Consider the following 13725-nt stretch of genomic DNA (forward strand, 5'->3'; position numbering starts at 1 on the left):
GTGACCATCACCGACCCTGACCCCGCCGCCGTCCCGCCCGCAGGCCGGCCGATCCGCACCTTCCACCCCCGCCGGGGCCGGATGAGCGGCCGCCAGACCGACGCGCTGGAGCGGCTCTGGTCCTCCTACGGCCGGGACGTGTCGACCGAACCGGTCGACCTGGCCGCCCTGTTCGGTCGCCGGGCCCCCGTGGTGCTGGAGATCGGCTCGGGCATGGGCGACAGCACCGCCGCGATGGCCGCCGCGGACCCGGATCGAGATTATCTGGCGGTCGAGGTGCACACGCCGGGAATCGCGAACCTGCTCGACCTGGTGGACCGCGCTGGCCTCGGCAACGTGCGGGTGGCCCAGGGCGACGCGTTGGAGCTGGTCAGCGGCCTGTCGGAGGGCGTCCTGGACGCCGTACACATCTTCTTTCCCGACCCCTGGCCGAAGTCCCGCCACCACAAGCGGCGGATCATCCAGCCGGCGCACGTGGCGCTGCTGCGCTCCCGACTGACCCCCGGCGGGACGCTGCACTGCGCGACCGACTGGGCCGAGTACGCCGAGGCGATGCGGGAGACCCTGGACGCGGACCCGGGGCTGGTCGACGCGTACGGCGGCTTCGCGCCCCGTCCGGCGCACCGCCCGGTGACGAAGTTCGAGCGCCGGGCGATCACCGCCGGGCGGCCGGTCGCCGACCTGATCTACCGCCGACGGTGACGAGCCGGCCCGGACGGGTGCCCGGCGGAGGCCGGGTTGGCGCGCGGGGGCATGATCCAGGCACCATGGACGGGATATGACGCTCACCGCCGCGCTGCCGACAAGCGCCGACCCCGACACCCTCTTCGACGCGTTCGCCGGCTGGGCGAAGGAGCGCGGCCTCGACCTCTACCCCCATCAGGAGGAGGCGGTCATCGAGATCGTCTCCGGCGCCAACCTGATCATGAACACGCCCACCGGCTCGGGTAAGAGCCTGGTGGCGATCGCCGCGCACTTCGCCGCCCTCGCGGACAGCCGGACGACCTTCTACACCGCGCCGATCAAGGCCCTGGTGTCGGAGAAGTTCTTCGCGCTCTGCGAGGTCTTCGGCGCCGAGAACGTCGGCATGCTCACCGGCGACGCCAGCGTCAACGCCGATGCCCCGATCATCTGCTGCACCGCGGAGATCCTGGCCAACCTCGCCCTGCGCGAGGGCGCCAAGGCCGACGTCGGCCAAGTGATCATGGACGAGTTCCACTTCTACGCCGAGCCGGACCGGGGCTGGGCGTGGCAGGTGCCGATCATCGAGCTGCCGCAGGCCCAGTTCGTCCTGATGTCCGCCACCCTGGGGGACACCACCCGGTTCGTCGACGACCTGACCCGACGCACCGGGCGGCCGACCGCCGTCGTGCGCTCGGCGGAGCGTCCGGTCCCGCTCATCTTCTCGTACGCCATGACGCCGCTGCACGAGACCCTCGAGGAGCTGCTGGAGACCAAGCAGGCCCCGGTGTACGTCGTGCACTTCACCCAGGCCGCCGCGCTCGAACGCGCCCAGGCGCTGATGAGCGTGAACGTCTGCACCCGCGCCGAGAAGGACATGATCGCCCAGGCGATCGGCGGCTTCCGGTTCACCTCGGGCTTCGGCAAGACGCTGTCCCGGCTGGTCCGCCACGGCATCGGCGTGCACCACGCCGGCATGCTGCCCAAGTACCGCCGCCTCGTGGAGACCCTCGCCCAGGCCGGCCTGCTCAAGGTCATCTGCGGCACCGACACCCTCGGCGTCGGCATCAACGTGCCGATCCGCACCGTGCTGTTCACCGGCCTGTCCAAGTACGACGGGGTCCGTACCCGGCTGCTCAAGAACCGGGAGTTCCACCAGATCGCCGGGCGGGCCGGTCGAGCCGGGTACGACACCATCGGTCGGGTCGTGGTGCAGGCCCCCGAGCACGTCATCGACAACGAGAAGGCCCTCGCCAAGGCCGGCGACGACCCGAAGAAGCGGCGCAAGGTGGTCCGCAAGAAGCCGCCGGAGGGCTCGATCGGCTGGGGGCAACCCACCTTCGACAGGCTCGTCGACGCCGAGCCCGAGCCGCTGACCTCCAGCTTCCAGGTCAGCCACTCGATGCTGCTCAACGTCATCGGCCGGCCCGGGGACGCGTTCACCGCCATGCGGCACCTGCTCACCGACAACCACGAGGAGCCGGCCGCCCAGCGCCGGCACATCCGCCGGGCCATCGCCATCTACCGGGCGCTGCGGGCCGGCGGCGTGGTCGAGGAACTGCCCGAGCCGGACGAGACCGGTCGGCGGATCCGGCTCACCGTCGACCTCCAGCTCGACTTCGCGCTCAACCAGCCGCTCTCCCCCCTGGCCCTGGCCACCATCGAGCTGCTCGACGCCGAGTCCCCGTCGTACGCGCTCGACGTGCTGAGCGTGGTCGAGTCGATCCTCGACGACCCCCGGCAGATCCTGTCCGCGCAGCAGTTCAAGGCGCGCGGCGAGGCGGTCGCCGCCATGAAGGCCGAGGGCATCGAGTACGAGGCCCGCCTCGAACTGCTCGACGAGGTGACCCACCCGAAGCCCCTCGCGGAGCTGCTGGAGGCCGCGTACGAGATGTACCGGCAGGGCCACCCGTGGGTCGCCGACCACCAGCTCTCCCCCAAGGCCGTCGTCCGCGACATGTACGAGCGGGCCATGACCTTCACCGAGTACGTGCAGTTCTACGGGCTGACCCGCTCGGAGGGCCTGGTCCTGCGCTACCTGGCCGACGCGTACAAGACACTGCGCCAGACCGTGCCCGAGGACGCCAAGACCGAGGAGCTGATCGACCTCATCGAGTGGCTCGGCGAGCTGGTCCGCCAGGTCGACTCCAGCCTCATCGACGAGTGGGAGCGGCTGCGCAACCCGTCCGACGTGGCCGAGGTGGCCCAGGCGCACGCCTCCCTCACCGACCGGCCACCGGCGGTGACCCGCAACGCGCGGGCGTTCCGGGTGCTGGTGCGCAACGCGCTGTTCCGCCGCGTCGAGCTGGCCGCGCTGCGCCGCTGGGACCTGCTCGCCGAGTTGGACGCCGAGGACGGCTGGGACTACGACGCGTGGGCCGACGCCCTGGCGCCGTACTTCGAGGAGTACGACTCGATCGGCGTCGGGCCGGACGCCCGAGGGCCGGCACTGCTCATGATCGAGCAGGGCCGGGAGCGGTGGACCGTCCGGCAGAGCTTCGACGACCCCAACGGCGACCACGACTGGGGCATCAGCGCCGAGATCGACCTGGTGGCCTCCGACGAGGTCGGTGCGGCGGTCGTCCGGATCACCGACGTCGGCCAGCTCTAGCAGCCGTCTCGACAGGGGGCCTTCCGCACGCCGGGAGGCCCCCTTTGTCGCGTCTTCCGCACAGTCGTTTTCACTGGGCGATGTCAGAGGTGTCGATTAGAATGTATGTACTAATCGAGTTCCTGACCTGCAGGATTACGACTAGGGAGGACGCCCGTGACCGCTCCCGCCTCCACGCCGCTCACCCCGTACGCCACGCTGCTCGGCTTCACCCGCTACGTCGACCGCAACGGCCCCACCAAGGCGACATTCGTGGGTGGTCTGCGCAAGCAGCGCGCCAGCCGCTCCGGCTTCAATCCACACGGCCAGTTCGTCAAGGCCCTCAAGGCAGACATCGCCTTCCACACCGGCGGCACCCACCTGACCGGGGTGGTCGACATCGTCAAGCCACGCTGGCGTCCGCTCTACCAGGCACTGGTGCCCGGCGCCACGGCCTGGCTGCACTCCCTCGGCGATCCGGCCGCCGTCGACCTCGCCCAGACCCGCGACGCCCTGGCCATGCTGGGTGACCTACCCGTCAAGATCAACCCCCATTTCGGCGTACGTCACGCCGACGGCCACGCCGACGCGGTCCGACTGCACTTCGACGAGACCCCACCGAGCGAGGAGTCGGTGCTCGCCACCCTGCACCTGATGGCTCGACACATGGACGCGGTCCTCCCGCACGCCGATCCCGTGCTGGTCGACATCCGTCGCGGCCAGGCCCATCGCATGCCCACCGACGCCAAGCCCGAGCAGATCGAACGCTGGCTGGCCGGCGAGGCCGCCGCCTTCCGCGCCATCTGGTCCACCGCCGCCTGACCGCCGCAGCCCGTCCGGGTCCAGCCAGCGACCCGGACGGGCGTCTCGGCACAGCCCGTCGCCGTCGCTGCCCCCGCGTTCGCCGCGGTGGCAGCGACGGGCGCTTCGGCCATCCACGACAGCACGACAGCACTGCGGCCCGCCGGGCCGGTCGACCCCGGGCCGGTCGACCCCGGGCCGGTCGTCAGAGCCTGGCGTCAGCGCCGGTCGTCGTGCGGCGTGATCTCGTCGGCGTCGACGACGATCGACCGGCCGTCGTCGAAGATGACAAGCACCCGGTCGTCCGGCATGGCCTGCGCCGTGCCGACCTGCCCGTCGCTCGTGCGGACCAGAGACCGTCGCAGCTCCGACGAAGCCGGCGGGTGGTCCTCGAAAACCGCGGGAGTGGCGCTTGTCGCCGCCGCGGCGCCGGTCGCCGCGAAGCCGCTGATCCGCATGATGCTCCGCCCAGCGAACGACACGTACAGGGCCGGGTCGGCGGGATTCGAGACGCAGTCGAAGTAGCAGTTGGCGGGCCGGCCACGGACTGCGCCCGTGTCGAGCAGGCGAGTCCACACCACGCCGTCGGTGGTCATGAACGCCCCGGCGAGTCCGACGGCGAAGCGACGCCCCGGGTTGACGGGGTCGAACTGCATGTCGCTGAGGATGGAGCCGTAGTGGTCGCCCTGACCGTCCGCGTCCTCGTCACGGTCGGCGCCGATGCGGCCGCCGCAGGTGAGCATCTGCTCCAGGCCGGCGTCGACACGCCAGGTGACACCGCCGTCGTCCGAGCGCATGACGTGCTCGCGGTCCAACAGGTACAGCAGGTTGGGCCGGTACGGGTCGACGAAGAACCGGCGAGCCTGCCCGGCGCCCCCACCGGGCACCAACTGCTGCCACGCGGGCATCCCGTCGGTCCACTTCCAGAGCCGACGCGCGTCGTCGCCGCCGACGACGAACACCGTGCCGCTGTGCCCCCCGGCCGCCTGGACGATGCCGACATTCGGGTCGGGCAGGAACGGCCCCTGTTGTTCGAACGGCCCACCCTCGCCAGCGCCGAAGTTGGGAATGACGAACAGCGGGCGCGGCGGGAAGGTGCCGTCGCCCCTGTTGACAGCGATGAGGACGCCCGCGTCGCCGAAACCGACGATGTCGGCGTGACCGGCGCTTGTCACGTCGGCAACGAACCGCGGGTGCTGCTCGACTCGCCAGTCGGAGTCGTAGCCGAAGTCGGGGACGGCGGGAACGGGGGTGAAGGCGAACGTGCCGTCGCCGTTGCCGAGTGCGGTGTAGACGCCGGCGTTGCCGAACGCGACGATGTCCGCGCCACGGCCGTCGGTCAGGTTCGCCAGGGTCCGTACGTGCTTCTCGACCCGCCACCCAGAGTCATAACCCAGATCCGCCAACACGAACCGCGGCCCCGCGAACGTGCCATCACCGTTGTTCAACGCGACCCACACACCGTCGTCACCGAACGCCACGATGTCCGCGCAGCCATCACCGGTCAGATCCGCCAACACCCGAACATGCTTCTCCACCCGCCAACCACCGGCGTCATACCCAAAGTCGGGAATGACCGGCACCGGAGTGAACGCGAACGTACCGTCGCCCCGGTTCAGAGCCACATACACGCCGTCGTCGCCGAACGCCACGATGTCGGCACAACCATCACCGGTCAGATCCGCCAACACCCGAACATGCTTCTCCACCCGCCAACCAGATTCGTAACCCAGATCCGCCAACACGAACTGCGCCGCACCGAACGTGCCGTCCCCGTGGTTGAGCGCGACGGAGACGCCGTCGTCACCGAAACCGACGATGTCGGCACAGCCGTCACCGGTCAGGTCCACCGCGAACCGGAGGTGCTTCTCGACCCGCCAACTGCCCGCATCGTGACCGAAGTCGGTGACCACGGGCACCGGCGTGAAGCTGAAGGTGCCGTCGGAGTTGCTCAGCGCCACGTAGACGCCCGCGTTGCCGAAGGCGACAATATCGGCGCCACCGGAGTTGGTCAGATCGGCGAGCAGCCGTGGGTGCTTCTCGACCCGCCAGCCGGAGTCGTAACCCAGGTCCGCCAGGACGAACCGCGGGTCGGCGAACGAGCCGCGGGACGTGCTCAACGCCGTCCACACGCCCGCGTCGCCGAAGCCGACGACGTCCGCGTGACCTTCTCCCGTGACGTCCGCGAGTAGGCGGAGGTGCCTGTCCACCCGCCAGCCGCCGGGGGTGTCCCAGTCCGTGCGCTTCGTGACGGCGCGGAGGTTGCGGGCGCGCAGGAGCACGGCCAGGTTGTTGGGGAGCGTCCCCAGGTCCCGGGACGAGAAGTTGCCGAAGAAGCGGATGAAGACCTGGTCGTCGGGCTGCGGGGCGTCACCCGGCAGGTCGTGCACGATGGGGCGGTAGCCGCGGATGACGAACCCGCTCGTCGCATTCCAGATCGTCGAACCGGGGCGCAGGGATGGCCCCGGAATCATCTGCCGTCGCGTCCTGCTGGTGATGTCCGGCAGCTCGCCCGGTGCGGCGCCGTAGACGGCCAGGGTCTGGCCCGTTCCCCCGGTGGCGAACCGGCCCTCGGTATCCCAGCGCGGCGTGAAGACCAGCATCGAGGACGGCCGCAGCGGATCGGCGAAGGAGCAGTCGTTGTCGCCGCCGCCGTAGTCCTGCGGCCGCCACGTCCGTCCGCCGTCGGCTGAGGCGAAGCCGTCGTTGTCGCCGGTGTTGAGCGAGATGACCGGGCCACGACCCGGTATCGCCACGCCGGCGATGTTCACGACGGAGAGGGCGCTGATGCTGCCCGCGGCGTGGAAGGTCCGACCGCCGTCGGTACTGCGGAAGATGCCCCCGTCGCTTGCCATCCAGACGGTGCCGGAGGTCGACACGTACGACCCGCCCTGAAACGTTGCCGCGAAGTCGGGCGACAGGAAGATCCCGTGCAGGTCGACATGGGCGTGTTGACCGTCGTCGAGTTCGTGCCAGTCCGCCGCGGACGCGGGATCGAGCGGGGCCGCGAAGACCTTCGCGCGTTGCGGGCCGTAGAACAGCACCTCGCCGTGGCCGGGTTGGGTGGCGGCGACGAAGACGTTACCGCTGAACTGTTTCTGTTTTTCCAGGTCGGGCAGCGGCACCGGGGTCCACCGCGACGCGTTCGTCTGGCTGAACTGCGTGTAGTCGCCACGCCACAGCTCGGGCGGGACCAGGTTGGCGTCGGCAGTCGCGAAGACCTCCAGAGGCGAGCGGGGTGAGACCACCATGACCCGCTCGTTCGGCGCGTTCGCGATCCCCGTCGCGCCGCCGATGGTTGCCGGGACCGGCCCGACGTCGGGGACCCAGGTCAGGCCGGCGTCGGCGGAGACGAAGACCCTTCGGTTGGCGAGCGCGTACACGATCGGGGGTTGGAGAGCGCCCGGAGGCGTGGCGGCGACCGCGACGTGGTTGACCTGTTGGAAGCCGCCGCCTGGCCTGGGCATGACGTCGGTGAAGGTGGCGCCGCCGTCGGTGCTGACCGCGAGGGAGCTGCCGCCCGCGGCGTAGACCAGATTCGCGGTGCCCGGCGCCCAGACGAGCTGACCGGCGCCGGGCAGCCGCGCCTGGCCGGCGGAGCGGGGGAACCCGTGTACGAGTGTCCAGTTCGCCCCCCGGTCGCTCGAACGCCACACGCCGGCATCCTGGGACTCGCGGTCGCACTGCGCCAGGGCGAGCACGACCGCCCCGGCCCCGAAGTTGGGTAGCACGAGCCGCGGTGGCGCGAAGGAGGTCCCGCTGGCGAGGCTGACGTAGACGCCGGCCTCGCCGAAGCCGACGATGTCGGCGTGGCCGTCGCCTGTCACGTCGACGAGGAACCGGGGATGCTTGTCCACCCGCCAGCCCGAGTCGTAGCCGAAGTCGCGCACCACCAACTGCGACGGCTGGAAGGTGCCGTCCCCGTTGTTGCGGGCGAGGTGGACACCCGCGTTGCCGAAGCCGACGACGTCCGCGTGACCGACTGTGGTCACGTCGCCCACGAGGCGCGGGTGCCGTGGGATGCGCCAGCCACCCGCGTTGTGGCCGAACTCGGCGAGGGCGGGTGTGGGCGTGAACGTGAACGTGCCATCGCCGTTGCCGAGTGCGACGTAGACCCCGTCGTTGCCGAACGCGACGATGTCCGCGCCACGGCCGTCGGTCAGGTTCGCCAGGGTCCGTACGTGCTTCTCGACCCGCCACCCAGAGTCGTAACCCAGATCCGCCAACACGAACCGCGGCCCCGCGAACGTGCCATCACCGTTGTTCAACGCGACCCACACACCGTCGTCGCCGAACGCCACGATGTCCGCGCAGCCATCACCGGTCAGATCCGCCAACACCCGAACATGCTTCTCCACCCGCCAACCACCGGCGTCATACCCAAAGTCGGGAATGACCGGCACCGGAGTGAACGCGAACGTGCCATCGCCCCGGTTCAGAGCCACATACACGCCGTCGTCGCCGAACGCCACGATGTCGGCACAACCATCACCGGTCAGATCCGCCAACACCCGAACGTGCTTCTCCACCCGCCAACCAGACTCGTAACCCAGATCCGCCAACACGAACTGCGCCGCACCGAACGTGCCGTCCCCGTTGTTGAGCGCGACCCAGACACCCGCGTCACCGAAACCGACGATGTCGGCGCAGCCGTCATTTGTCAGGTCGGCCACGAAGCGCGGGTGCCTGTCCACCTGCCAACCGCCGGCCTGCGTCCCGAAGTCCGCCGACAACAGGCGCGGCGCGGCGAACGTACCGTCTGATCTGCTCGTCGCGGTCCACACGCCGGTGTCCCCGAACCCGACGATGCCGGCGCCGGGGTCCGCGGAGATCTCGCCCAGCAGGCGCGGATTGCGCTCGACCGCCCAGCGCGCCGAGTCCGGCGCGACGGCGACCGACGTCACGCAGTAGCCGCCCATCGCGCCCGGCACGCCGAACTGGCCCGCACCTGGCTGCGGCCGCTCGACCTGCGACCACGACTCCCCGCCGTCCTCGGAGACCCAGAGGTTGCTCGAGAAGGAGCCGGCGAACACCAACTGACCGTCATCGGAGCTGTCGAGGGAGAGCATCCGCCCCGTCGTGAACTGGCCCGACTTACGGTTCGGCGTGTTGGACCGGGTCGGGCTCACATCGCTGATCGTTGACACAACGGCCCTCCCGGGTGAGTCCCTACTGCGCGAGTGCCGTCCGCCGCCACTCGAAGCGGGCGGACACGGCGAACACCGCGGACAGGACGAACAGCCCCGCCACCATCAGCCACTCGACCGTGCCGTCGTGGTTGTCGGGCTCGAACCCGAACGCCTCGAGCCAGTCCTTCCAGAGGAGGGTCAACACGAACAGCACCGCGAAGAGCGCCGCTGATGCGACCTCGACCCAGAAGCGGGTCCGAATCGTGCGCCGTGGAGGATTCACGTCCCGCTCCTCGCCGTGAGAACCATGAGGTTCGATTGATGCAGCGTAGGCCGATCCACGGTTCGTGGACGTCCGGTAGGCGACAGCCCACGCGATGATGCGCCATCAGCAAGCCCGGACGCAGGAGCGCAAAGAGAAGGAGTGGCTGTCCGACACGGACAGCCACTCCTGTGCGGTGTACGCCGAGATCAGCCGGCGAGATACTTCGCGAGGTCGTCGAGGATCTTGTTGGCGGCGCCGACGCCGATGCCTGTCATCCAGACCTCGTCGGAGACCGGGTACGCCTTGCCGGCCTTGACCGCTCCCAAGCCCTTCCAGAGGGTGCCGCCGGCCACCTTGGCCTGCTCGGCGGCGGCCTTGTCGCCGTACGCGGTCACGAAGATGACGTCGCCGTCGACCTCGTTGATCCGCTCGGGGCTGACCAGGTCGAAGCGCTTGTCCTCCTTGTTGGCGAGCATCTGCCGCTCGGGGCGGCCGAGGCCGGTGTCGCCGATGACGATGCCGGAGAAGGAGTCCGGGCCGTACACCCGGATGTTGCCCGGCAGGAACCGCACGATCGACACCTTGCGGGCGGCGGGATCGCCGAGCGTCGCGCCGAAGTCCTTGGCCCGCTTCTCGTACGCGCCGAGGAGGTCCTTGGCCTGCTGCTCCCGGCCGAGCGCCTTGCCGTCGAGGAGGAAGTTGTCCTTCCAGGTGATGCCCACCTTGTCGGTGAACACGGTGGGCGCGATGGCGGCCAGCTCGTCGTAGAACTTCTCCTGGCGGAACTTGCTGCCGAGGATGAGGTCCGGCTTGAGGGCGTTGATCGCCTCCAGGTCGGGCTCGGCGAGCACGCCGACCTCCTTGATGCCGGCGAGCTTGTCCGCACCGAAGTACGTCGGCCAGCTCTTCGCCTCGCCTGCGGTGGCGGCGCCGACCGGTGTGATGCCCAGCGAGAGCGCCGTGTCGATCTTGTCGGTGTCGAGCACGACGACGCGCTTGGGCTCGGCCGGGACCTTTGTGGTGCCCATGGCGTGGGTGATCTCCCGGGTTTCCCCGGTGGTGGAGCCGGCGACCGGGTCGCTCTCACCGCAGGCGGTGAGGCCGGCCCCGAGGGCGACGGCCGCGGCGAGAGCGGCGACGAGACGACGCATCAGAGTCCTTTCGAGGGGTGCGTGCCGGCGAGCGGGTTGGCCGCGTCGCCGGTGGCGGGTCGGGCGTCCGGCACGGACGCCGTCGACGAGTCGGGGTCGCTCGCGCCGGCGGACGCGGCAGCGGCGCTGCCCGCAACACCCGGCGAGGTGGCCGGGCCGCCCGACGCGGCAGCGGGTGGGACGGAGGTGCCACCGGTGTGCGCGGGCACCACCAGCGGCGCTCCGGTCACCGGGCAGGGAACGACGACGCAGGCCAGCCCGAAGACGTCCCGGACCAGGTCGGCGGTGAGGATCTCCCGGGGTGGCCCGGCGGCCACCACCGCGCCGGCGCGCATCGCGATCAGGTGGTCGGCGTAGCGGGCGGCCTGGTTGAGGTCGTGCAGCACGGCGACCACTGTGCGGCCGCGCTCGACGCGCAGCCGGTGCAGGAGGTCCAGCACCTCCACCTGGTGGGCCAGGTCGAGGAAGGTGGTCGGCTCGTCCAGCAGCAGGGCGTCGGTGTCCTGGGCCAGGGTCATGGCGATCCACACGCGTTGCCGCTGGCCGCCGGAGAGGCTGTCCACCGGCCGGTCGGCCAGGTCGGTCACGTCGGCCAGGGCCATCGCCTCGTCCACCGCCGCGCCGTCGTCGGACGACCACTGCCGCCACCACCGCTGGTACGGCTGCCGGCCGCGCCCGACCAGGTCGGCCACGGTGACGCCCTCGGGCACCAGCGGGCTCTGCGGCAGGACGCCGAGCCGGCGGGCCACGTCGCGGGTGGGCAGGTCGCGGATGGCGGTGCCGTCCAGCAGGACCGTGCCGCGTCGCGGGGTGAGCAGCCGGGCCATCGTGCGCAGCAGTGTGGACTTGCCGCAGGCGTTGGGCCCGACGATGACTGTGAACGCGTCGGTCGGCAGGTCCAGGGTGAGCCCGTCGAGCACGGTCCTCTCGTCGTAGCCGACGACCAGGTCCCGGGTGGAGAGCATCACACGACTCCTTGCAGGCGTCACGACGACTGCCGCCGTCCACGTAGCAACAGGAAGATCAGGTACGGGCCGCCGATCGCGGCGGTCAGCACACCGGCCGGCAGTTGGATGGGTGCGAACAGTCGCCTGCCGACCAGGTCGGCCAGCACCAGCAGCAGCGCGCCGAGCAGCGCCGCGCAGACCAGCGGGGGCCGTTCGGCGCGGACCAGCCGGCGGGCCAGTTGCGGCGCGACAAGCGCCACGAAGTCGACGGCGCCGACCTGGGCGGTGACCATCGCGGCGACGAGTACGCCGGTGCCGGCGAGCCCGATTCGGCGGGCCACCGGGCGCAGCCCGACGCCGCGTGCGGTGTCGTCGTCCAGGGCGGTGCTGTTCAGGGCCCAGCCGGCCCAGGCCAGCACCGGCAGCAGCACGAGCAGGGTGCCGGCGATCCAGGCGGCCTCGGTCCAGCCCTTGCCCGCGAGGGTGCCGATCAGCCAGATCTGCGCCCGCAGGCCGTCGATCGGGTCGGCGGTGAGCATGACCACCTCGGTGAGCGCCCGGAAGGCGAACGCGACAGCCACGCCGGCGAGGACGAACCGCTGCGCGGCAAGGCCGTGCCGGGCGCCGACGGCGAACAGCAGCAACGCCGCCAGCAGACCGCCGACCAGCGCGCTGGGCGCCACCAGCACCGCCGCCGCACCGCTGGTCAGGGCCACTGTCGCGGCGAGGCCGGCGCCCTGGGTGACGCCGATGATGTCCGGGCTGGCGAGGGGGTTGCGCGCCACGCTCTGGATCAGCGTGCCGGCCACGCCGAAGGCCGCCCCGGCCACCGCGGCCAGCACGATCCGGGGCAACCGCAGATCAAAGACCACGAGGTCGTACGGGGTGCCGGCGCCGGAGAGCGCGCGCAGCACGTCGGCCGGTGCGACGTACGGGGTGCCGAGGGAGAGGCTGAGCAGCATCGCGAGCAGGAGCAGCACGGTCAGCACGGCGGCGACCAGCACCGCCCGGCGGCGGATCTGGAGGCTGACCGGGCCGACCCGCAGCAGCGACCGCCCCGGCAGGCGGGCACGGCCGACACCGGGGACCGGGCGCTGGGTTGTCGTCACGCGGTCACCACCCGGGCGCGGCGGACCAGCACGGCCAGCAGCGGCGCGCCGATCAGGGCGGTGATGATCCCGGCCGGTATCTCGCCGGGCGGGGCGACGAGCCGGCCGACGACGTCGGCGCCGAGCAGCAGCGCGGGCCCGAGCAGGGCGGAGACGGCGAGGGTCCAGCGGTGGTCCGCACCGACCAGGGCACGGGCCAGGTGCGGCACGGCCAGCCCGACGAAGGCGACCGGCCCGGCGGCGGCCACGGCGGCGCCGGTCAGCAGCACCGCGGCGAGGCCACCGCCGAGGCGGACCAGGCCGATGCGGTGGCCCAGGCCGCGGGCCACGTCGTCGCCGAGCGCCAGCGCGTCCAGGCCCCGGGCCACCATGGCCGCCAGGAGCAGCCCGACGAGGACGAACGGCAGCACCTGGGCGGTGACGCCGAGGTCCCGGCCGGCCAACCCGCCGACCACCCAGAAGCGGTACTCCTCGAAGGTGCGGGCGTCGATGCTGAGCAGCGCGTACACCCCGGAGGCGAGGCTGGCGTCGAGCGCCGCGCCGACAAGCGCGAGGGTGACCGGGCTCGCGCCCTCGCGGGCGCGGCTGGCGACGGCGAAGACCAGCAGGCCGGCGATCAGCGCGCCGGCGATGCCGAACCAGACGTAACCGGCGAGCGTGCCGACGCCGAAGACGGAGATGGCGAGCACCACGCCGAACGACGCGCCGGCGCTGATGCCGAGGATGCGGGGCTCGGCGAGGGGGTTGCGGGTGAGCGCCTGGAACAGCACTCCGGCCACGGCGAGCGCGAGCCCGACGGCGAGGCCGAGCGCGGTACGCGGCATGCGCAGTTCCCGGACGATCGTGCTCGCGTCGCTGCCGTCCGGCGCGACGAGGGCGTGCCAGACCGCGCCGACGCCCAGTTGCCGACTGCCCAACGCGAAGCTCGCCAGCACGGCCAGCAGCAGCACCAGCGCGGCCCCGACGGTGACGGCCACGCGTCGGCCGGTACGGGTACCGGACCGCTTGCGGGCCGACGTCGGCCGGGCGACGAGGGTGGTCACGAGTCTCCT

9 protein-coding genes are annotated in these 13725 nt (G+C 71.4%); 3 read left to right on the forward strand and 6 right to left on the reverse strand.

Features of this window, described 5'->3' with window-relative positions; genetic code table 11:
• The 3 genes from trmB to ACGFIE_RS20350 all read left to right on the forward strand — a co-directional run bounded on the left by trmB (position 1) and on the right by ACGFIE_RS20350 (position 4093).
• Complete coding sequence (gene trmB / locus ACGFIE_RS20340; protein ID WP_393296674.1) at positions 1–702, forward strand: tRNA (guanosine(46)-N7)-methyltransferase TrmB; 702 nt, start codon at positions 1–3, stop codon at positions 700–702.
• 76 nt (positions 703–778) lie between these two features.
• Positions 779–3292 carry a DEAD/DEAH box helicase gene (locus ACGFIE_RS20345; RefSeq protein ID WP_393296676.1) on the forward strand — a complete coding sequence of 838 codons (2514 nt, stop codon included), beginning with the start codon at positions 779–781 and terminating at the stop codon, positions 3290–3292.
• Positions 3293–3448: 156 nt separating this feature from the next.
• Positions 3449–4093: a hypothetical protein gene (locus tag ACGFIE_RS20350; RefSeq protein ID WP_393296678.1), complete on the forward strand. Its 645-nt coding sequence runs from the start codon at positions 3449–3451 to the stop codon at positions 4091–4093.
• Positions 4094–4290: 197 nt separating this feature from the next.
• Here the strand turns inward: ACGFIE_RS20350 and ACGFIE_RS20355 are convergent, their stop codons facing one another.
• The 6 genes from ACGFIE_RS20355 to ACGFIE_RS20380 all read right to left on the reverse strand — a co-directional run bounded on the left by ACGFIE_RS20355 (position 4291) and on the right by ACGFIE_RS20380 (position 13716).
• On the reverse strand, positions 4291–9201 hold the full coding sequence (locus ACGFIE_RS20355) for an FG-GAP-like repeat-containing protein (protein WP_393296680.1): 4911 nt from the start codon (positions 9199–9201) through the stop codon (positions 4291–4293).
• Between the two features lie 40 nt (positions 9202–9241).
• A complete protein-coding gene (locus tag ACGFIE_RS20360; protein ID WP_393296682.1) occupies positions 9242–9484 on the reverse strand; it encodes an ABC transporter permease in 243 nt (80 codons plus the stop codon).
• A gap of 188 nt (positions 9485–9672) precedes the next feature.
• On the reverse strand, positions 9673–10617 hold the full coding sequence (locus tag ACGFIE_RS20365) for an ABC transporter substrate-binding protein (protein ID WP_393296684.1): 945 nt from the start codon (positions 10615–10617) through the stop codon (positions 9673–9675).
• Positions 10617–11582 carry an ABC transporter ATP-binding protein gene (locus tag ACGFIE_RS20370; RefSeq protein WP_393296686.1) on the reverse strand — a complete coding sequence of 322 codons (966 nt, stop codon included), beginning with the start codon at positions 11580–11582 and terminating at the stop codon, positions 10617–10619. Before ACGFIE_RS20370 ends, ACGFIE_RS20365 begins: the two co-directional genes overlap by 1 nt.
• A 20-nt stretch (positions 11583–11602) precedes the next feature.
• Complete coding sequence (locus ACGFIE_RS20375) at positions 11603–12673, reverse strand: FecCD family ABC transporter permease (RefSeq protein ID WP_393296688.1); 1071 nt, start codon at positions 12671–12673, stop codon at positions 11603–11605.
• Complete coding sequence (locus ACGFIE_RS20380; RefSeq protein WP_393296690.1) at positions 12670–13716, reverse strand: FecCD family ABC transporter permease; 1047 nt, start codon at positions 13714–13716, stop codon at positions 12670–12672. Before ACGFIE_RS20380 ends, ACGFIE_RS20375 begins: the two co-directional genes overlap by 4 nt.
• Between the last annotated feature and the right edge of the window lie 9 nt (positions 13717–13725).

Origin of the sequence: Micromonospora sp. NPDC049275 (genome assembly GCF_043197115.1) — a bacterium.
In the GTDB taxonomy this organism is placed as follows: Bacteria; Actinomycetota; Actinomycetes; order Mycobacteriales; family Micromonosporaceae; genus Micromonospora.